16 protein-coding genes and 1 pseudogene are annotated in these 21,837 nt (G+C 47.6%); 9 read left to right on the top strand and 8 right to left on the bottom strand.

What is annotated here, in order from left to right; all coding sequences use genetic code 11:
- The coding region (locus tag L0156_09190; GenBank protein MCI0603176.1) for a hypothetical protein at positions 1-736 on the bottom strand (736 nt) is incomplete at its 3' end.
- Positions 737-748: 12 nt separating this feature from the next.
- On the bottom strand, positions 749-1,285 hold the full coding sequence (locus L0156_09185) for a tetratricopeptide repeat protein (GenBank protein ID MCI0603175.1): 537 nt from the start codon (positions 1,283-1,285) through the stop codon (positions 749-751).
- 200 nt (positions 1,286-1,485) lie between these two features.
- Between L0156_09185 and L0156_09180 the strand changes: the two genes are divergently transcribed.
- Positions 1,486-3,330, top strand: a complete 1,845-nt coding sequence (locus L0156_09180; GenBank protein MCI0603174.1) for a sigma 54-interacting transcriptional regulator — start codon at positions 1,486-1,488, stop codon at positions 3,328-3,330.
- 14 nt (positions 3,331-3,344) lie between these two features.
- Complete coding sequence (locus L0156_09175; protein ID MCI0603173.1) at positions 3,345-5,915, top strand: protein kinase; 2,571 nt, start codon at positions 3,345-3,347, stop codon at positions 5,913-5,915.
- 33 nt (positions 5,916-5,948) lie between these two features.
- On the opposite strand, the gene L0156_09170 is transcribed toward L0156_09175, so the two are convergent.
- Complete coding sequence (locus L0156_09170; protein MCI0603172.1) at positions 5,949-7,496, bottom strand: MBL fold metallo-hydrolase; 1,548 nt, start codon at positions 7,494-7,496, stop codon at positions 5,949-5,951.
- 77 nt (positions 7,497-7,573) lie between these two features.
- Entirely contained in the window at positions 7,574-8,647 is a 1,074-nt protein-coding gene (locus L0156_09165; protein MCI0603171.1) for an LbtU family siderophore porin, read from the bottom strand.
- A 720-nt stretch (positions 8,648-9,367) separates the two neighbouring features.
- Between L0156_09165 and L0156_09160 the strand changes: the two are divergent.
- From L0156_09160 to L0156_09150, 3 genes and pseudogenes are all read left to right on the top strand, one after another.
- Positions 9,368-9,706 (top strand): annotated as a pseudogene (locus tag L0156_09160) (carboxypeptidase-like regulatory domain-containing protein).
- 920 nt (positions 9,707-10,626) lie between these two features.
- The gene (locus tag L0156_09155; protein MCI0603170.1) at positions 10,627-14,490 is read left to right on the top strand and encodes a hypothetical protein; all 3,864 of its coding nucleotides are present in this window, start codon (positions 10,627-10,629) and stop codon (positions 14,488-14,490) included.
- A 79-nt stretch (positions 14,491-14,569) separates the two neighbouring features.
- The gene (locus L0156_09150) at positions 14,570-15,244 is read left to right on the top strand and encodes a response regulator transcription factor (protein MCI0603169.1); all 675 of its coding nucleotides are present in this window, start codon (positions 14,570-14,572) and stop codon (positions 15,242-15,244) included.
- Positions 15,245-15,309: 65 nt separating this feature from the next.
- Here the strand turns inward: L0156_09150 and L0156_09145 are convergent, their stop codons facing one another.
- Positions 15,310-15,492 carry a hypothetical protein gene (locus L0156_09145; protein ID MCI0603168.1) on the bottom strand — a complete coding sequence of 61 codons (183 nt, stop codon included), beginning with the start codon at positions 15,490-15,492 and terminating at the stop codon, positions 15,310-15,312.
- A 25-nt stretch (positions 15,493-15,517) separates the two neighbouring features.
- On the bottom strand, positions 15,518-15,760 hold the full coding sequence (locus L0156_09140) for a hypothetical protein (GenBank protein ID MCI0603167.1): 243 nt from the start codon (positions 15,758-15,760) through the stop codon (positions 15,518-15,520).
- Between the two features lie 155 nt (positions 15,761-15,915).
- Here L0156_09140 and L0156_09135 point away from each other — a divergent pair, with 155 nt between their 5' ends.
- From L0156_09135 to L0156_09120, 4 genes are read left to right on the top strand one after another with little or no spacing between them, the layout of a single operon-like run.
- On the top strand, positions 15,916-16,140 hold the full coding sequence (locus tag L0156_09135) for a hypothetical protein (GenBank protein ID MCI0603166.1): 225 nt from the start codon (positions 15,916-15,918) through the stop codon (positions 16,138-16,140).
- Positions 16,124-16,696 carry an ABC transporter permease gene (locus tag L0156_09130; protein MCI0603165.1) on the top strand — a complete coding sequence of 191 codons (573 nt, stop codon included), beginning with the start codon at positions 16,124-16,126 and terminating at the stop codon, positions 16,694-16,696. The genes L0156_09135 and L0156_09130 overlap by 17 nt, the downstream gene beginning before the upstream one ends.
- Before the next feature lie 8 nt (positions 16,697-16,704).
- Positions 16,705-17,448 carry an ATP-binding cassette domain-containing protein gene (locus tag L0156_09125; protein MCI0603164.1) on the top strand — a complete coding sequence of 248 codons (744 nt, stop codon included), beginning with the start codon at positions 16,705-16,707 and terminating at the stop codon, positions 17,446-17,448.
- A gap of 11 nt (positions 17,449-17,459) precedes the next feature.
- Positions 17,460-18,521: an MlaD family protein gene (locus L0156_09120; GenBank protein ID MCI0603163.1), complete on the top strand. Its 1,062-nt coding sequence runs from the start codon at positions 17,460-17,462 to the stop codon at positions 18,519-18,521.
- A gap of 38 nt (positions 18,522-18,559) precedes the next feature.
- Here the strand turns inward: L0156_09120 and L0156_09115 are convergent, their stop codons facing one another.
- Positions 18,560-20,227 (bottom strand): hypothetical protein, encoded by a 1,668-nt coding sequence (locus tag L0156_09115; GenBank protein ID MCI0603162.1) that lies wholly within the window; start codon positions 20,225-20,227, stop codon positions 18,560-18,562.
- A gap of 96 nt (positions 20,228-20,323) precedes the next feature.
- The gene (locus tag L0156_09110; protein MCI0603161.1) at positions 20,324-21,718 is read right to left on the bottom strand and encodes a hypothetical protein; all 1,395 of its coding nucleotides are present in this window, start codon (positions 21,716-21,718) and stop codon (positions 20,324-20,326) included.
- Positions 21,719-21,837: the final 119 nt, after the last annotated feature.

Here is a 21,837-nt window from a genome sequence, read left to right as displayed (position 1 = left end):
TTGGTGGACCGTCTGGTTGCAACTGAGTAGATGGAGGACCTTCAGGCAACATCTGGGTAACTGGTGGACCTTCGGGTAATAACTGACTGCCTGGCGGACCCTCCGGCTGGAGCTGAGTTGATGGCGCACCGTCAGGTGTTAACTGAGTGATTGGCGGACCATCCGGGGCTAAGCGCGTTGGTGGTCCATCCGGAACCAGTTGAGAGACTGGCGGACCATCGAGTTGCAACTCCGTAATGGGGGGACCCTCCGGTTGTAATTGCGTGAACAGATCATCGAAAAGCTCCCGTACAGGCGGACCTTCCGGTTGCAGCTGTGTATTTGGTGGACCGTCAGGTGCCAGATTCGTGTTAACAAATGCAAACGGATCGACGTTCCACAACTGACCTAAAGTTTGGGCAATTCCTTGACCGCCAAATAAATTGTTCGATAAAGCGGCAAGCCCATCGCCCACATTGAATCTGGGATCCTGCAAAATCTTGAGCAATTCGTTTGCTGGAATCTCGTTTTGACTTTTGAGGAATGAAACAGGATCCGGAAAACTCGCAGCCGGCATCGGTTGAACATTCGCAATTTCTTGCGACTGAAATTTGACCGGTGAAAACGATTCGTACGCGCTTTCCAGGCCGCCAATACCCGTGGCCTCAGCGGAGCGGCTGATTCCTGTCGCGACAGCGTCAAGCCCTGTTGAAATTTCATTCGTTAATGTTGGGAAGGAGTGACCTAGAATTTGCATCGTTACACCTCCTTATTTACCGGCAGGCTTTCCCATCAGTTGATCCAGGCGCTTTTTTTCCGCCGTGATTGCGCTGACTCCGTTTACTTTCGCAAGCTTTAAAGCTTCCTGCGTCATTAAGATCAACATTCGGGCGCGATTCGCTGCCGGGTGCTTTTTGCCTGGATCCAGCTCAGTCGCCTTCTTGAAATCCTTGGCGGCCTGCTCGAATGCTCCGAGCTTCAAACACACCTCCCCGCGGTTCGTCAGCAGATTCACGTCTTTTTCAAAAATATTCAGTGCCATGTCATACCATTCGATGGCTGCCTCATATTTCTCTTCTTTCTGATTGATCGCTCCCAGAATTCCGTGCACGTAAGGGTTTCTTGCATCTAAGAGAGCCAGTCCCTCAAAAATATTTCTTGCATCTTTTAGGCGGCCCTGTTCAAACCATTGGTGTCCGGTTACAAGAAGCGACGCAACTTGTTTCGCATTGATATCAAATAATTGGGCGAAGGTTAATTCACCCTTCCTGAATTTTTCTACTTTTTGCTTATCGAGTTTTGCCATCTTTATATTTCCTACCTTGTCATCGTCAGCAAGTGGTGAATTGAGCAAGGTGTATGCCAGGTACGGATGTGGTTCGGTTGAGTTTCTGAACATTCTCGGGAAAAGGTTGATGTCAGGTAATTTCGCCTTTATGTTCAAATGCTCTTGTTTGTCGCAACTTCGCGAAACGATTCGCGGTTTTGCTATAATGGCGGCAAAGCATGGCTCCCGCTCTTCATGCGATCACCGGACCACTCAAAGGGGTGACGATTCCGTTAACGGATGAGGATCTTACGGTTGGCCGTGACACATCCAATCATCTGCCCATCGCAGATCTGCATCTTTCCCGCAGACACTGTGTAATAAAAAAGGAAATGGAGGATTACAAAATCGTCGATCTCAGCAGCTTGAATGGAGTGTTTGTAAATAGCATTCCGGTTCGGGAGAGAGTTCTGCGTCATGGCGATCGCGTTGAACTGGGGGCGTCACTTTTCTTTTTCCTGACTCATGAGGAAGCGATTCCTTTAGAAAACGAACTTTCGGGTGAAGCGATGGCCGCGGGCCCCACAGTTACGATGCGATGGGATGAGAGTATGAATCGCATCTACGATATGAGTGAACTAAATCTCCTTCTCAAGATCAGCAGCGCAGTCGCAGAAACTCAGGATATGGGATCACTGGCCAGGAAACTCCTGGCTGTCGTGTTCGAAGTCGTTCCATGCGATCGGGGAACTTTACTGGCGATCCAGGAAAATTCCGATAATCCCATTTCTGTTTGGCGGCATTCCAGAATGCCCGAAGCTCAGTCCTCTACTGTGAGCCGCCGGATAGTCGATCAAGTGGTCCGTGAAAAGATTGGGGTGTTGGTCGATGTTCAGCAGACCGATCTGACCGGAACTCAGGAAAACATCTCATCGCTGATTTGTGTCCCCTTTGTTGTGCAAGACCGCACACTGGGGGTTCTTTATCTGGACACAGTGGGTTCGACAGTGCCATTGAACAGGGCACACCTTCAATTGTTGAATGCGATTGCAGGAGTCACTGCACCGGCCATCAAGAATGTCAGCGACATAGAGTCTTTGAAGGAAAAGAGTCGTCAGTTACAGGGAGAGATCCAGTGGGAACGCCGGCTTGTCGGTGAGAGTTCCGCCATGCAAAAAGTGTTTCGGATGATATCGAAAATTGCCGGCGCAGATACCACCGTTTTGATTTATGGGGAGAGCGGAACTGGAAAGGAATTGGCGGCAAGATCGATCCACTCTCACAGCCATCGCGCGGATGGTTCCTTTGTTGCGATCAATTGCGCGGCTCTTCCGGAAGCGTTGATTGAAAGTGAATTGTTCGGCCATGAAAAGGGCGCCTTTACCGGAGCGATTTCCCAAAAGAAAGGAAGACTGGAAGTGGCAAACGGAGGAACTCTTTTTCTGGATGAGATCGCTGAGTTATCTCCTTCCGTTCAGGCCAAGATGTTGAGAGTTTTGCAGGAACGGGAATTTGAGCGTGTAGGTGGGACGCGCCCGATCCGGGTGGACATCCGATTGATTGCTGCTACGAATAAGAATCTTGAAAGGGCGGTACAGGAGCAAAAGTTCCGGCAGGATTTGTATTACCGGCTGAATGTCGTTTCATTGGAAATGCCACCTCTTCGCGAGATGGCGGATGATATTCTTCTTCTGGCGCGCTATTTCCTCTTCAGATTCAGTCAAAAACTGCCACGGAAAGTCCGCTCAATCTCGCCGCAGGCACAGGAATTCCTGATGAAATACGATTGGCCGGGCAACGTCCGGGAGCTTGAAAACATCTTAGAACGTGCGATGTTGCTTGGCTCGACCGAGTCCATTTTGCCGGAAGACTTACCGGAATTACTTCTGGCCGGGAAACAGGAAAAAGGATCAATATCGCGTTATCATGAAACTGTGAATGAGTGCAAAAGGGAACTGGTCCTCAAAGCGTTTGAAGGCACCAATCAGAATTATAACGAAGCCGCTTCCAGATTGGGAATCCATGTTTCGAACCTCTACCGGCTTGTACGGAATTTGAAACTCGAGAATCTTCTAAAAAAGTAGTAGGACGCTTTTAAATGCAAGAGGCACGCCTCGAACAAGCCCGCAAAATTTTCCAGCACGCGCAGCAATGCGATACAGGTGCGAGAAGCGCCTATCTGGACGAGGCTTGCGCCGGTGATCCCGAATTGAGAAATACGGTCGAGCTGATGATGGTTTCTCAATTGGATACGATGGCACAATTTCGATCCGCTCCTGAACAACTGAAAAGCGATCGCATCGGTCCTTATACGATGATTCGCAAGCTGGGGCAAGGCGGAATGGGCGCTGTGTATCTTGCTGATAATCCGAACAGCGATCTTTACAGACACGTGGCGATAAAAGTAATCCGGCGTGGAATGGATAGTGAAGAGGTCCTTCAGCGTTTCCAGAAGGAGCATCAGATACTGGCAGCTCTTGATCATCCCAATATCGCGAGTCTGATCGATGCCGGAACGACCAGCGATGGCCTTCCTTATTTTCTGATGGAGTATATTTCAGGCGAGCCGATTGATTCTTACTGTGATAATCGCAAGCTTGAAGTAGAGGACCGGCTAAAACTTTTTCGTGTCGTTTGTTCAGCAGTTGAATATGCGCATAAGAAACTGGTGGTCCATCGCGATTTGAAACCGGCGAATATTCTGGTCACTTCGCAAGGCGTACCCAAGTTGCTGGATTTTGGTATTGCGAAACTACTAGATCCGGCCGAAGGTGTTGCAACAACCGGCCTGACGGCAACAGGTCTTCGTGTGATGACACCTGATTATGCAAGTCCCGAACAAGTGCGTGGTGAACCGATCACGGTTAGCTCCGACATTTACGCGCTCGGTGTAGTTCTGTACCAGCTCCTTAGTGGACAACGACCCTATCTGCTGAATCAGTTCAATCCTCTGGAAATGGTTCGAGTAGTTTGTGAAACGGAACCAAAAAAACCAAGCTCTGTTGCTTCCTCCAAAGAGTTGCAGAATAGCTTGAAAGGTAACCTCGACAATATTGTTTTGATGGCTCTTCAAAAGTATCCCGCGTTACGGTACTCCAATGTTCAGGAGTTTTCAGAAGACATTCGCAGGCATCTGGAAGGTACTTATGTAGCAGCGCGCACTGCCATGGCCCGTTACCGAGTGAAACAATTTGTTCGAAAGCGGGCAAAGTTACTGCTTGTATTCGCGCTCATCGCAGGCATCCTTGCTTCCTTCGTGTTGTTCCGGTCGTCATTCAAAAGTATTGCTCCGACAAACCAGATTCGAAGTGTTGCAGTGCTTCCTTTTCAACCGGTTTCCAGCATGAAACGCGATGAATACCTGGAGCAGGGAATTACAGATGCGTTGATTACCAGATTAAGCGGGCTGAAAAACGTTCTGGTTCGTCGTGGTGGAACGCCGGATCAGTATGCGAAGCTAAAACGGGATGCGATTGGTATTGGACGCAAACTGAATGTGGAAGCTGTACTGGAGGGGAATATTCAGCAAAGCGAGAGCCAGCTTCATGTAATGGCGCGGTTGATACGGATCAGCGATGAGCAGGTCCTGTGGAGCGGCAGTTATGACGCGCCTTTCAGTGCAATCCTTGCACTGGAAGAACTTATTTGCCAGGAGGCTGCAAAGGCATTGACCACGCTCAGCAACGAAGAGAAAAAAATGTTAGTTGAGCGCGAGACAACAAACGTCGCTGCATACCAATCCTATCTCAGGGGAATGTATTCTTGGAACCAGCGAACAACGGAAGGATACGAAAAGGCTCTACAACATTTCCAGGAAGCGATTCACGAGGATCCACGCTTTGCCCTTGCATATGTCGGAACGGCAAATGCGTACAGTTTTCTTGCAGAGTACACTCTTCCACGGCCCGAAGCTATGTCAAAGGCTAGGGCTTATTTGCAAAAAGCGATCGCCATCAATCCGGATCTTGCCGAAGCTCATAATGCTCTAGCGCTGATCAAGATGAATTACGACTGGGATTGGGCGGGAGCCGAAAAAGAATATCTCAGCGCCATTGCTTTGAACCCGGACTATCCCACGGCTCATCACTGGTACGGCGAGTTTCTAACGCTGATGGGTAGATCCGATCAGGGAATCAGGGAAGTGAAACGCGCATTGGAGCTTGATCCTCTCTCCTTGATCATCAACACGGATTTGGCAAGGGGCCTACTTTTCGCTCGCAAATACGACCAGGGTATCGCTCAACTTAAAAAGACACTTGAGATGGATCCTGGTTACGTAAAGGCGCGTATATGGCTTGGAAGGGGTTATAGATACAAAGGTATGTACAAGGAAGCCATTTCAGAGTTTCAGTCCCTGGTAGCTCGTGATCAATCTTTGGAAGCTTTAGCGGAGCTCGGTCTAACATACGGAATGGCAGGCAAACGGGCGGAGGCTAAAAAAATTCTTGCGCAGCTGATGGAAGAGTCAAAGCACCAAAGCGTTGATCCAGGCCTTTTTACTACAGTATATGTAGGATTGGGAGATGCGAATAAGACATTCTACTGGCTGGAAAAGCAATATGCCGAGCGGTCCGTGGGCTTGATAGCCTTGAAATCAAACCCGCATCGTCCTCCTCTCATTTTCTCTGACCCGCGATTTCCCGATCTGATGCGGCGCATCGGTTTTTGAACCAGTTGGCAGGATACTGAGCTATTTCAAATGCTATGGCTTGTTGATGGTCTTCCCATGAAGGCCTGCAATTGTTGTTGGCTGAAGGCTTAGCTGTTCGATCTTCTTGTAGAAATGGCGTGTTGTTTCATTTTCCGGGTACTCTCCTTCGTTTATCATGTCTGATTGGTAAAGAATTTTTTCATCCGGCAGGTACACGATCAACATTTGCGTGCTGTGCGGTGTAGGGCCGATATCGTAGATCACGATCTGATGATGAGAATCTTGAATGACTCGTTTTCCATTGACCGGTTCGATGACAGGCTTCACAGCGTTTTTGTAAAGACGGTCCGGATTGAGCCGAAACGGCGCTGCCGTAATTTTTTCGATCAACGGAACTGAACCGGAACCTGTCAAAATCGTGCATCCTTCCGCGATATAAGTACGAATACCACCCAGATGATCGCTGTGATGATGGCTTTGAATGAGATAACGCACCGGCTTCCCGGGTGCGAGCTCGCGAATTTTCTGCAAAACGCTTTCCGAAACTTCGCTACTGACCGGAGCTTCGGCAACCAAAACGAATTCATCAAACGTTACCACCAACACATTGTATGACCACTGGTACGTGGAACCGTTGACGTTTTCCAAAAGATAAACATCCTTAGCCAGATTTTGAACACCGAAAGTCTTGCGATAGGAGTAGTCCGCTGTGGAAAAGCCCGAAGAAAGATCAAAGTCCTCCGGTTCAAAATCAAAATCAGTGGTGATGTTTTCGAAACTGTAGATGTTTTGAATCAAACCATGCACTTGATTGCGACTGGTCATAATCAGCTTTTCTGGGACCAGGAGTGTTCCGGCTTTTCTGTACGAAACGAATTCGAGCTCTCTGATTCCATCACCGTAGACGCCCATCGGAAGGAGTTGCCAGCTCTTTCTAATGAGGTAGGTTTTCGGATCGATCGAATGAGTCGTAACCTGTCCAGAAGATGTTGAGAAAGAAACCGTGGAGGGGTTGATCAAACGCAAGGAAGCGCGATTCTGAAGGGCCTGAAGAACAGTTCTGTGAGGAAAAAGGAATTGAACGACCCACGGTTCGCCGTTAACCTCCCTGTACGATTTCAGATGAGGATTCACAGAGTAGCCTTTGCCGTTTTGCAGAAATACATGGTCGGTAAAAACAAAATCTCCGGCGATGGAGGTATTTGTGCGCGCCGAGAGTCGGTGAGATTTCTGATCCATCTTGAGATCGATCCGTAGAGGATAGTGCTCGAAAGGAGCGATCGCATTCAGCGACTGGCCTTCACTCACAAAATTGCTTTTCACTGTCAGTGAGAGTTTTAGATTATCTTCCGTTCCGTAAGCGTTCAGGGATTTTTCCAAAAGATTAATCGCTTGCTGGTTGGATTCTTCCAGATCTGCAAGTTCATTCCGCGAAGCAAACAAAGCAAAGAAGATCATAGTTACAAGTAGAATGGGTTGTGCGAATCGTAACGAACGCATAATTAGTAAACGATCCACTTGAAGTGTATCCCGAATTCTTGCTGCGCGCCAAAAGGAATCAGGCGATTCCTGGAAACCGGCGCCAGCGCGTTTTTTCATCGACGCCGCCAAGGGGCCAGGTCGCCAAGATCGAAAAGAAAGGAGCTTGCTGTTAAGGTTTCGGTTACCAAGCTGATTTACAAAATGCTGATTCGGGCGGCAAACTGATGAAGCGTGCGCGGGGAAGGCTCTTCGGAATCTTCTGAAAACTCGCCGTTAAATTTTCCGTGAAGATATTCCAGGGAAAGATAAATATTTTTAGCTGCGTGCCAGGTGGCTCCTATTCCTGTTTTGAATCGGGGTTCATCTTTGAATTCGTTGCTTCTTTCGTAGCGCAGGGCCAGTTCCAGTTCGTTTTTGGGATAGTAAGCCAGCTCAAGATTCCATGCGCGGGGTCGGTTTTGTCCGGAGTCGAGTTCTTCAAATGAGCTGAGCGCATAAACAAATTCGGCCGTAACTTCAAAAGGACCGTAACCAACCAACCCGTATCCGCTAAGCGCCCCAACCCGGTTTTCGTATCGGTGATTACTATCGTTCAAGAAACGTTCTTGCGAATCAGCCAGATCGGACAGGTAACTGATTGCAAAAGTTCCAAAGTCGAAGGGAGAGCACTCCGCAGAAAATCCCCAATCCAGACTGGAACCGCCTGACTCCTCTTGCACGGCGCGTCCTTTATAAACAAAGGTAGAAAGATCAAGCCTGGCGTTCGGTGTATAGGACAGCACGACTCCCGCATCCCGCGTTTCTCCAAACTCCAGCATCGGTCCGGTCACGAAATGGCTGAAATATTCGCCAAACGGCACGTACAATTTTCCAAGCTCTACATCAAAATCGCCTGCTTTCATGATGAGAACGGCTTCATCCAGTATGTGTTCGTTGCCCGCGATGTCGTATTCATAGATCAGTTCAACTTTTGCCCATGAAGAAGGAACCATTTCCAGACCCAGTTGAAGCGGCGCCGAAAATTCATCTTCCTGAGCGCGCGACTCATCGCGCAGTCTGAATCCTTCGTAAATGTATTCAGACTCAAACAGACCTGTGAGTACCACGCCGTCCGTAATTTTGAACTTCAAACCGGCGCTTCGTCTCTCTTCCCGGGTCCTATAGCTGCGGGCCTCTTCCTCTTCTTCGCCGGTCGAAACTTCTTCCTGCCCAAAGACAGGGCCAACGGCGAGTAGAGTCGCAAGGATTGCAACGAACCAGTAGCTCATCAATTCACTTCTGAAATTTTAACCTGACTTTCAAAAGTGTAATCAGCGAGGTTCAATACCGAAGCGGCCGAATAGTTAACAATTACAACACGCGGAAGAATTCTTCCCGATCAAAACCCGCGCTTCATCCGTAAATGTTGTTTTTGTCAACAAAGCCGTTAAGCCGGATAGAAAGTTGTTGCTCGTCAAGCTTAGGGCCGAAATGTGCCTTATTTGATCTCTGGCACATTACTTGAATACGTATCTGACTGCAGCGGAGCCCTAGGAAGATGAACCCACGCAAGCAAGTTCTGAAAATGGCAGGGCCTTGAATAGGAAAAAATGACAAGGGACGAAAAGCTACTCTTAATTGGGAGAATGGGGGAGCGTTTTGCCATAGTCCAGAGGAATCAGGATCTTTTCCCTGTATTCAAGACCGAACTTCAGGAGGTGATCAAGGCTCTCTTTCGTTCACAAGGGAACGAAAAAAGAGCTTTCCTGGAACAATTAGAAGTGTTGAGCCCGTCGACTTCTAATCAATATATGGACTCATGGTTGGAGACTCTCGGCAAACATGTCCAGGGTGATCCAACAGAAAATCGCAAATGGAAGATCCTCGTCTTGATCCTGATTCCCGGGGCTCTCGTTTTAGTTTGGGCTGCCTTCGTTAGACCAGAAAAGGAGGCTGTTGTTTCAACCTATAGTGGAATAGTTTTGGATGCAAGCAATGGAAAGCCTGTGATGGAAGCGAAAGTCAGGCTCGAACACGATCAGGCTCCTAAGGAGGCTGATAGCGACAGCAACGGGAACTTTACGTTCCAAGCGCTCAATGCAAAAAAAGGAAGCGAAGCTCTGATTTCCATTTCTGCGGAGCGCTATGAATCTTTGCGTCAAAAGATAAAGTTCGGGGAACCGTCCATCCGATTCGCCTTGACTCCTTTACTGGTGGACTACAAAGGAAGGGTAGTTGATGAAAAAGGCAAAGGGATTCGGAATGTGCGAGTGAGATTGAATGTTGAGGGTCTGACTCCTCTTCAAACAACAACCAATCCTGAAGGAAATTTTACATTTCTTAATATAAAGGGAGAATCTGCTGAAATTAGATTTGAAGCCGAAAAATATCTTCCGCTTACATTAAACGTTATTCCGTCCGAAAAAGAAGAACAATTTCAACTTTCCGGAACGCCTCCGGAATTGCTAAAGATTGAATTTGTAGATAGAACGATCGGATTGGAACAAATCGATAAGAAGAATAAGTCCGTGCATCTGCTGCTCGACGGAGCGACGCTGGAGCTGCCGGAAAAGGGGAAATTTGTGTTGAGTGTTCATACTTTGGAGCTGAAAAACAGAGCCAGAATCGTGATGAAAGGAAGCAATCTAATTTTGGAAGCAAAGAAAATCGATTCATCTGGTGGGCGTATCGACACCTTTTTATCCGAACCCCCGAATGCTGGAATCTCTGAACGCGGGAAGGAGGGAAAAGATGCGGGAAGCCTAACGCTCGCCTATGTATCCGAAATTACAGGATCCTTAATCATCAGCCTTCACGGTCAGGATGGCGGTCGTGGTGGTGCCGGACGACCTGGCTCTAAAGGCGCACCGGGTAAACGAGGAGAGAACGCTATGGATGGTCTGATGGAATGTAAACGAGGGGGTGGTGATGGTGGACGGGGAGAGCCCGGAGGACCAGGAGAAAACGGTTATCCTGGCGGCAATGGCGGAAACGGCGGAGATTTGATTCTTCACCGACTGCTACCGGAACTGTCAAAGCTCATTAAGTTTCAATCGGATGGAGGAAAAGGAGGACCGGGCGGTTTCGGAGGCGAAGGTGGCCCGGGTGGTCAGGGCGGAGAAGGAGGTAGTGGATCAGCATGGTGTAGCGGCGGCCACCATGGTCCACACGGCTTCCAAGGGCCTCCCGGACAAAATGGACCGGATGGGAATTCAGGTTTGGCAGGAAAGATTCGTACCAGAACCGCTGCATCCTATTAGGAATCAATATGGCCGACGCTAAGGAAGGTAAAGGTTCGTTTCTGATGATCCTTCTTTTAGCTCTTTATTCTTTTTTCATGAATATTCCCGTTTCGGGCAGACCTGAAGGCGAAACGGAGAGCAATATGAAGTTGGATATTTCTCCATCATCATATGAAAGTGATCTGCAACAGCTTCTGAGAGAATATTGGACATTTCCTCCTTCGTTCGACACGGATTCAGGAGCACAAATCAATTTCCTGATCGCTTTGCTCCCCGATCCGCAGGATGCCCACGCCGGTTGGCTGTTTGATCCTTTTCTTGATTCGATTCAACGCGCGGTCGAATCGAGCGGATATGTCCTGGATCGTTATAAAATTCCGTGGAAGCGACTAACCGAAAAAGAAAAGTCAAAGGATTCCATACCACAATCCTCAAACATCGAACATCGGAATAAGCCAGGTGTCGTTCTTTTTCGCGATCAAAAAGATCCAAATCAACTGTTGGCGTTATTCCTGGTGGGAGAAAGTCCTACTTCAGGGCTTCATAAAATCGCTTTTCTAGCGGCTTTAAACGAAATTGAACGTTATAAAGGTAATTCTCAATTCCTAATAGTCGGTCCTAGCTTTTCAGGAACCGCCGGTTCCATCTCGATTGCAACCAGGGCATGGCTGGCTTCCAGGATTTCTTATCATGCTCTGTTGATCGATCCACTGTCAGCGATATTTGAGGCAGTGCGGAATATAGATTTCGCCACAGGAATCAATATCAACATCATTTCGGGGAGCGCTACGAGCATCGATAAAGCTCGGTTCGAACGATCATTTCCTCCTCCTTTGAACGTTTATTTTCGCACTACAACTATCAGTGATAGAACTTTAGTTTCAAAGTTTCTGATATACCTTGCCTCTACATATCAATCGGCTCTGGAGCGTAAAAAAGTGGCAATGCTCACGGAAGCCAACACCGAATTTGGGAACTCCATTCAGGACATCACGCTGGATCAAGTCCTTATGGGTACCTTCGAGGACATTTCCCTTGAACAGGTTCGCCCGAGCCTGGAAGATGCGGGAAGAATGAAACATGTCTCGGAAACAAAAGAGTTGCGCCGTTTGAAATTGATAGAAAGGATAATTAGACAAAGATCCGCTCAGCCTGCTTCCGGCCTGTTGGATCTGGAATTCTACCGGGAATTAACAAAGAAGCTTTTTGGTAAGGAAATTGAAAAGGAAAAGTTGGAATCGTACTCCAAGCTTCAAGAGAGCATGGAGTTTATCCAGCTGCCCTTTCCCATTCATACGGCACACGTGCGAACCGCTCATGAAAAAGAAAGAGTAAAGAAGGGCGAATATGATACGAAAAGTAAGGAGATTACCAAACCCGGACTTGGTCTATCGTTAGAAGAAGAAGGGGATCCTTCTGACCTTATACCCTCGCTGGCGCCTGATATGGTTTCCAGAATATCGGATGAAGTGATTGCCGACATTCTAACCACAATTGCTCGTGAGGAAGTTCGTTACGTAGGTATTTTCGCAACGGATACCAGGGATAAGATTTTTCTTGCCCGGCAGGTGCAAAGCTATTCTCCAAACGTACGGATTTTTACAACAGATTCGGACATTCTCTATGCTCATTCGAACGTAACACAATATACCAAAGGGATGATAGTCGTCTCCACATATCCTTTGATGAATTTAAATCAAAGCTGGACAGGTGGTCCTGCAGGTGTGACAGCGGAGTCGCGTTTGCAGTTTCCGTCCGGATCCGCTCAAGGTGTTTACAACGCAACCATCGCTATTTTAAGAAAAATCGGCAGGGACGGACAGCTTCTAGAGTATTCGTTGCCTCAACCTCTAGATTCTTTAGATAAAAGCGACGCTTCCTTTTCGCGGCAGGGGGCGCCCCCCGTTTGGATCAGTGTCGTCGGGAACGGCGGGGTATGGCCGATACGTTCGCTCACGCATAGCGATTCACAAATGTTTGGATCTACACAAGAAATCAGGAAAAGTGGAAAACCGACAATACCGGTGCATTACTTCCTGGAGATTTTGATTTTGCTGATTGCTCTATTCTCTTTGGCTCACTGCCTGGGTCTGATGGATCGGTGGAAAATTCTGAAAGCGTTTTGGATAAATTCTCCATGGAAAGAAAGAGCGGAGCCAAACCTTTGCGTCCTTGTCCTTTTTTCTTTAATGCTGGCATGCAATATTGCTTTGTTCAGGATTTCCTTGATCGCTTCCTCCGATATTCTTCGGTGGCAAAGCCTGGTCTCCTGGATCAGCATCGCAGCGACTCTTTGGACAACCTGTCAAATTGCTGCAACATGGTTTCTAGCGACCCTTGATTCAGAAGATGCCAATCATCCCCTTAAAGAGCGAATGGTGCGCATCTTTTTCCAGTTCCTGATTCCCGCAGGTCTCTTTTTTTACGTTTGGATAAAAGCGCAAGAATGGAGCAGGCACAACTGGGATCATGTCTATTTTTATTTGCGTGCTTCAAATCCACTCAGCGGTCTTTCACCTGTAATTCCGCTTCTATTTCTTGCAGCATCCTTTTACCTCTTCGTGTTGCTCCACTTGAAACGCTTGTATCTTTTAAGAACATTCAATATGGGTGAAGAGTTGGAGAATCTTGATGTTCTTGCCCGTGGAGGGCTTGGCCGGCTGGCAGGAAAAACAAACAGATTGCTCAGATCTTCCGCATTGACTCCTCCTTTTCTGCGAGAGCTACTCCGCTTCGCCAGACTCCTCATAAAGCGAGCGCGACTTCTTTTGACCCAACGGCTGCTGCGATGGAGTTTTCATCATCCCGGGGCGCGCACGCCCAATCTTCTATTGTTTGAAAGTAGCCGTGGTGAACAGAAATTAGAGGAACGCCAGCAACGTGACGAAGAAATTATGGCGAGACTGAAAGACATTTCATCCAGACTCAAAACACTTCAGGATCAAATTGAGGAATTAACCTTCAAATCACGACTTGAATTATGGTACTTTTTGCCGATTCTCTTTGTGGTCGTGTGTTTTCCAGGAGTCCACGTGTTTCGAAGGTTCCTGCCCACCTTTGACGGTACATGGTTTGATACAACATTTCTGATTGCTCTCCTGGGCTCCTACATTTTTGTGCTGATTTCCTTAATCAAGTTTTTTGTGTTATCGAGATATATGAAGAAAGTGATGGAGCGCCTTGCCGCACATCCGATTGTGGAAGCATATTCACGTCTGCCTTCAACTATTTCTACCGCGCTCGGAGGAAGGCTTTACATTCAGAGACCCACTTTGCTTCAACTTTATGCTCCTGCGACTCTATCGAAATCTCTCTATCCATCTTCAGAGATAGAAACAATCCTCAACCAGGAGCTAGCGCGAGAACCAATCGAAGATGAGTGGTCGACAGGACAAACTAGCGAAGAGTTGTTACGGTCGTATAAAAAGACTCTGGAGCTGAGAGGTTCGATCCTCGGTCCACTTACGGGCAAACCATGGAATGCACGAGCGGAAGAATTCCTCGCATTGAGGGTCGTCTTTGTGCTACGGGAAATCTTCATGCATTTGAGAAATTACCTGATGTACGCTACTGCCGGATCGCTCCTTATGCTTTTTGCCGTCAATTCTTATCCTTTTCAACCGAAACGCTTGCTGATGGTTATTTTGTCTGTTTTGACGGTTGTAGTGATTTCTACAGCGCTTGCTGTGCTGATTCAAATGAACCGGGACGAAATTTTGAGCCGGATCTCGAAAACTTCAGTGAACAAAATTTCGTGGGATCGATCCTTTGCATCCCGTTTACTGATGTATGTCGTTCTCCCGTTGGTCACCCTTTTTGCCGCGCAATTTCCGGAAGTGGGTGGATTTTTATTATCCTGGCTGGAGCCAGTTCAGAGGGCCCTCCGCTAGTTTGACGTTGTTAACTTGACTTTCAAAAGTGTAATGCTTCGGAAAGGATCGCATCATTTTGCGCCTCTACTATGTTGTTATGAGAATCCTGGTGGTGGAGGACGATGACAAGATCGCCAACTTTATCATGAGAGGATTGCAGCAGGCAGGGATGGCCGTTGACCGGGTGAGTGATGGCGAAGAAGCATACTATTTTGTGATGAACGAAAACTATGATGCCGCCGTTGTTGATCTCATGCTCCCCAAGGTTGACGGTCTTACATTGATTCGCCGCATGCGCGATAAGAAAATCAAAACACCTGTAATCATTTGCAGCGCGAAACGATCCGTGGATGATCGTGTCAACGGCCTTCATTCGGGAGGAGATGATTATCTTGTAAAGCCGTTTTCCTTCTCCGAACTTCTTGCGCGAGTCCAGGCGTTGATCCGCCGGAGCAGCAATACACCTGAGACGCACAAACTGTCCGTTGGAGATTTGACAGCGGACGTTCTAACTCGAGAAGTGAAACGTGGCGAGGATCAGATCGAGCTTCAACCGCGCGAGTTTGCATTGCTGGAATACTTGATGCGCAACTCCGGTCGTGTAGTTTCGAAAGCTATGATTTTGGAACATGTTTGGGATTACAATTTCGATCCGCAAATCAATGTTGTGGATGTGCTTGTCTGCAGGTTGAGAAATAAAATCGACAAAGATTTCGGTGAAAAGCTCCTTCATACAATCCGTGGAGTCGGCTACGTTCTAAGACGTGGTTAAATTCACGAGCTGAAATACATTTCATCCGTTGAAACTCGGATTATTGCGATGAAAACTTTTCTATTTCAGCATTCATAACCATCCAGAATCGTGCTTCCGATCACTATGCGAGGGCAAATCAAAGATCCATTTGCTTCCTGTTTGCGCCATTCAAAATGATCCGTGCTTCCCCACATCATCCGAATACCGGTGACGCCATTGGTGATGAATAGCTTGAGATAGCGGTTGTCATACCAGTGAACGTGCATCTCCCATAATCCGGGAATTAAGAACTTACCGTTGCAAGCCACCAATGGATGCGCCATCCGGAATTTGTGTTGCACCATTTTTGCCGATCGAATCAATGCGGTCGCCGTTAATAACAACGGTCATCCCTTTTTTCGGAGGCGCTCCGGTAGCATCAATTACGACAACATTTTGCAAAACGAGAACGCGGTTTTCTTCTGTGAAAACAAAAAACGCCGCAGACAAGAAGAGAGAGAAGAAAAAGAATTTGGATTTCCCCCAAAATCGCATCGGATGATTATATCAACACGAAACTTTGAGAGGCGGGACGCCTGCGCTCCGGGCTATGTCCCTGGTTTACTGACACGCACGTCGGTCAGATCGTGACTTGAAAGGCTTCCACCCGGCTTTAATCTGCATAGTGGGGGGATTCTCCGAGTTGAAATATGGTATTTGTTAACACTGTCAAAAGAGATTCCATTCGCTTTCTTGAATGGTTTGGCGAACTGGGGGAGTTCTGCATTCGAATAATCCGGGCCCCCTTTTCACCGGGTTATCAGATCAAAGAACTGATTAAACAAATGGATGAGGTGGGATCCAAATCGCTTCCCATTGTGGCTCTTGCCGGTTCTGCTGTGGGGTGTAGTTCTATCCATGCATTTACGGGATAGCTTGATCCGTTTCGGAGCCGGATCGATGTTACCGGCGGTTATTGTTTTGTCCGTTATCAAAGAAACGGGACCGATTGTTACAGCTCTGGTTTTAAGCGGTCGTGTAGCTGCCGGTATTGGCGCTGAGCTGGGATCGATGAAGGTAACAGAACAAATTGATGCCATGGAAGCGTCCGCGATCAATCCATACCAGGTACTGGTGGTCACACGAGTGCTGGCGTGTATTTTGATTCTACCGTTATTGACAATCGTCGCAGATTTTTGCGGAATCCTCATGGGTTGGATTTCGAACGCTCTGGTTGAACCGATCTCCTGGAGACTTTTCCTGGAGGAGGGATTCAAGGAACTAACTTATAGCGATCTGTTACCGGCGATCTTAAAGACAACTGTTTTCGGTTTCATCATCGGCTTGATCGGATGCTTTCAAGGAATGCGCACGAGAGGCGGCACAGAAGGAGTGGGACGATCGACTACTGCATCTGTAGTGCTTGCATCTTTGTTTGTGATTCTCGCTGATGTTTTTCTCGTGCGACTGATCCTGACCTTTTTCCCATAGGCTCAAATATGCAAGAAAAGGAAGTCTGCATAAAAATTGAAAAGCTCTGTAAGTCCTTTAACCATGAGCAGGTTTTGAACGGCGTTAATCTGCGGGTCAGGGAAAGCGAGACCGTTGCAGTTCTGGGCAGAAGCGGCACCGGAAAAAGCGTGCTGTTGAAACTAATGATCGGGTTAATGAAACCGGACTCAGGATCCATCCGGATCAAAAACCAGGAAATGACTGCTCTGCCTCTGGAGAAGCTGAATGAGGCCAGGAAACGAATTGGATTTCTTTTTCAGTATGCTGCGCTTTACGATTCTCTAACAGTGGAAGGAAATGTTGAGTTTCCACTTCTCTGGCATAGCAAACTTTCAAAGGAAGAAAGGAGGGAGAAGACACATCAGCTTTTATCTCGCGTGGGGATGGAAGATGCGGCAAAGAAAATGCCGGGTGAACTTTCGGGCGGTATGAAGAAAAGAGTAGCTCTCGCGCGCTCTCTTGCGCTGGATCCTTCCATCATGCTTCTCGATGAACCAACAGCCGGATTGGATCCCGTTACGGCAGCAGAGATTCACGAATTGTTTTCCGGTCTTCGCGGAGAACGGAAAGTGTCCACGGTTGTCGTAACTCATGATATGTACACAGTTCAAGCCATTTCAGACCGTGTGGTGATGCTGCATGAAGGCAGAATTGTTTTTGAAGGAGCCCCAGAGCGGCTGGAGGAGAGTTCTGATCCTCAAGTCTCGGAATTCATGAAACACACAATGTAAGGAAGGTATTTATGTCAAGAACAGCACGCTTAGGCACATTTATTTTTGGGTCGTTGCTCATTCTTGCAGCGGCTGTCTTTTTTATCGGGCAAAAGGAATTCCTTTTCAGCAAAACCTACCGTTTGCAAGCGAGGTTTGAAAACGTCATGGGACTAAATGATGGGGCCCCGGTGCGTGTTGGCGGAGTTCATGTGGGAACAGTGGATCATATCCGAATGCCTTCAAAAGCTGGCGATCAGATAACCGTTGTTATGGATTTGAAAAGCTCCACGCAGAAGGTCTTAAAGAAAGATTCGGCTGCGTCCATATTGACCGAAGGTCTCCTCGGTAACAAATATGTATCGATCTCCTTTGGATCGGAAAAGGCTGAACCAGTTCGGAACGGAGACACGATTCGTGGTTATCCTTCGATGGATTTTACCGATCTGATCGAAAAGTCCGGCAAGGTTCTCGATGTCACAAAAGCCACTTTAGCCAATGTGGAACAGGCAACCGTGAATCTCAAATCGATCACATGCAAAATCGATCAAGGGCAAGGCACCGTTGGGCAGCTGGTGAATGATCGTAAAGTCTATGACAACATCAACAAGACGGTGGTGGAGGCGCAAGCCGGCGTGACTTCTTTCCATGAGAACATGGAAGCGCTCAAGGGCAATTTTCTGGTTCGCGGATTCTTCAAGAAAAGGGGATATTTTGATTCAGCGGAGTTGACAAACCATGAGATCGGGAAATTCCCAAAACAATCCTTAAGGAAAAAATTTATTTACCGCTCTCAGGATCTTTTTGAGAAACCGACTACTGCCAGGTTTAGGAATGAAAAACCGTTGAATCGTGCCGGAGAGTTTTTAGAAAGGGCTCCGTTTGACCTGGTAGTTGTGACAGCCTACACAGGCGAAGGCGAAAAAGAGAAGAGCCTCGAATTAACGCGAGCCCAAGCGATGGTCGTTCGGCAATATCTGGTCGAACACTTCAAGGTCGACGATTCACGTCTGAAGACGAAAGGCATGGGCGATGTGAAGTTGCCCGCAGACGAATCGAACCTCCCGGGACGAATAGAAATCGCAATCTATTAGTTTTCACAGCCTGAAATAGATTTCACGTTGTGAAATATCTACTGTTTGTTCTCCAGATAGTCTGCTTTGCCATGCCGGATGGCTTCATGATAACGTCGCCGGTCGGCTTCGAACGCTTCCATCTCCGCGCTGCCTCCAGCTGAAGATGGCCTGCCGGATTCAAAGATTCCATTCAGAAGCTTCGTATATTTGGTCTCCACGTCCTGCTGCCACTCTTTCACCGCTTTCTCTTCCTTTCCTTGTTGTCCGCCGATTACTTCCTTGCTAACCTCTTCAATTCCCGGGAATTTCGTCAGCTTGGAGACCGCCTTTGTGAAGATACCAGCGATAAACGCTCCTTCATCAATCAGTTTATTTTTGTCTTCCGCCATCGTCTTTACCATTCCTTTAGCCGATTCGAGAAGATATCCCGTGCTTTGTCCCAGTTTTTCGATTTTGTCCGTATCGAGAGGTCTCTGTCGAGCTGCGGTTGAGAATTCTTTTGCCGTGTCACCAAGCATGCTTCCAACAACATCCGCGGCCTTCTGCGGGTCCTTTCTGTAGGCGTGATAAATCGAGTTTAGCGATCGATCCAGAAGACGCTCATTTCCTGGAATGCGGGACCTGCCTTGCATTTCACTGGCGATTCCTGATGGATCAGTCTTCATCAGCCGCTCGACGTATGCCCCTGGATAAGTCTGATTTTCGATTTTCGAAGTCAAGGATTTGGCCTTCTCCATCACGGCTTTAGCCTGGCCTGGAAACTTTTCAAATTTTTCCAGTTTTTTCATTACGTCATCTGCTTTTTCTTTATCCAAAGAATTGTCTACCAGCACTTTAACCATTTCCTTTGGTACGCCTTTTAGCTCGAAGCTTAGAGCCTCAGCCTGCTTTGGGCTTGGCTTATTCATCATGGCTTTGATCATGTCCGTTTTTACATCTGTGGATCCGGGACCGCTTAGTTTTTCCACGCCATCAACCACCTCGGAAAGCGGAATCGTTTGTTTGAATTCATTCCGGTAGGAATACTGTTCTTTATGCTGAATTGCTTTTTGGAAACCGCCCATGGCGTTGTCGTAAACATTCTTACCTGACTTTCCGGCAAGAAGTCTCATTTCCGACGTGATCGTCTTGATTTCATCGCGGCGCCCATCAGCCCCGCCTCTCTTCTCAGCGTCTTGGACGCGATCCACAATTTCCTTTGAAATCTGGTCCTTGGATTTACTTTCATACTGTTTCGAAACACCTTCGCTCCAGCGTTCATCGTGCAGTTTTTGAAATCTGTCACCGAGCTTTTCCATCTTTTGCTCGGTTTTGGAATCCATCTTTTGCTGACCGAGCTTTGAATAATTTTCCCGTAGATTCTTATGGTGTTGCGGATTTTCGTTAAACCACTTCTTCAAATCCTGATCCGGCATGTCGCCGAGTTTGTTATAAAACTCCTTATCAAATTTCGGATTGGATAAGGAATCGTCTTTTGCCGGAAGCTGCTTTGCAAGATTTTGTTGGGCGATCTTAGCATGGGTGGACTGTTGACTCTTGTTTTCCGCTCCATGTTTGACCATACCCTCTTTTGATCTTGCAGCACTCTTTGCATCGTCTGCCGACTTTGGTGGCGGCGCCTCTTTTGGCGGAGCCTCTGTTTTTGGCGGCGCAACGGTCTCCGTGGCCGGAGTGTGAATCGGTGTAGCAACAGGGGAACTTCCAACTGGACCTTTCGGGGGCATGTTTTCCTTCCTCCTAATTCATTTATGCTTTCACTTTGATAAGACAAATCGGAAAAAACATTTCAGGGGGGTGTTTCAGGAAAGAACAGAAGGACTCTATGCGGCTATTCTTGAGAGGAGTTTCTGGAATTCCGGGTCATTGCGGATCGGATCGAAAGTCTTTTCTTGATCAATCCATTCTTTGTTTTTGAAACCGCGTTCGATTGCGATTTGCAGATTTTGCAGCGTCTTTTTCTTATCTCCATCTCCCATATGGGCCACAGCCAGGCTGTACCAGACCCACGGATATTCGCTATGAATTTCAGAGGCGACGGAAAGACTTACAATCGCGCGGTCAAAATCTTTTTTTCCTAAGAAATATTCGGGCAGGTAGAAAGAAGTTTGAACAAAAATCTCTTCAAGAAGACGCTGTGCTAGAATGCCGTCCTCATTTTGTCCGTTTTTGCTTGCTTCTTTTTGAAACTGGGAGACGCGCAGGTCCGCTTTCAGCTTTCGGGTTGTTGGGATTTCTGATGAATTTCTAAAACCACCAAGCGTTTGAAAGAACGAATCCAGATGTTTTTGTTCCCTTTCATCCCGTTTCTGTCGTTCGGAAAGAGCCTTCTTGATGGCTTCAGTATTTGAAAGGGATGCGATTTTTTCAAGGATGTCACCCAGGTCTAGCATCCCCTCAAAATCCGCTTTCAGATGTTGGTATTTTTCATAGGCTTCGAAAGTACTGGAAGAAGATTCCAATTTGCGGATTTCTCCCAGTCGATTTTCAAATTGATTCCGGAGCCATTCAGGATCTTTTGCCCGCCTGCCCCCTTTCATTGCCTGCAACTCCATCCATTCCACAGCGCGCGTGCAATATTCTGCGGGAGGCCACTCATGTCCACCGTCGAAGAACTCTGTACGGCTTGGAATCTGCAACGCTGCCAGTTGCTGTTCCAACTTGCGCATCTCCAGATAATTAAAATCCCTGTTGCCGGCGATTCCGTACCATACAAACGTTGTCTCTTTTGACGGTGGACGGGCTTCATGAAATCCCGCGCCCACACCGATGACCCCTGCAGTAGATTTCGGATATATATAACCCATTCCCCACGCCAGGCGCGCGCCTCCGGAAAATCCTGTCGCATAAATCCTTCTTTCATCCAGGGAAAACCATTTGTGCGAATCCGACCACATTGCGTTTAGAACCTCCAAGTTTGGCGCATTCGGGTCGTCACTTCGTGAGTGATTCGAGCTAAAAATGATCCATCCGTAACGTTCCGCAGCCTCCCTGAATAGCTCAACCGGGATTTTGCCTCTGCTCCGAGCTTCATAGCAAAAGAGAATCGGCCATTTCTTGTCGGGCGTATAACCGCTCGGCACATACAGGGCATGAGTTTGTTTTGGATCGTATGCCGAAGGGACAGGATCGGCCAGTACCCCCTTCGGAATTTTTAGCTCCGCAGAGAGGTAGCTATTCAGCAAAAGGAATGTGAGGATCGCGGTAAGAAATTTCAAATAACAAATTATAAATTCCAAACAATTTCCAAGCCACAAAATTCATTGATCAAATCTCCTGCCGCAAGGTTTGATCCTTGAACATTGGATTTCGGGTCTTATTTGGATTTTGTCATTTG

The sequence above is a fragment of the bacterium genome (assembly GCA_022616075.1).
Taxonomy (GTDB): Bacteria; Acidobacteriota; HRBIN11; order JAKEFK01; family JAKEFK01; genus JAKEFK01.
Note: the sequence above shows the minus strand (reverse complement) of the source record. Positions and strands in the feature narration are given on the sequence as shown.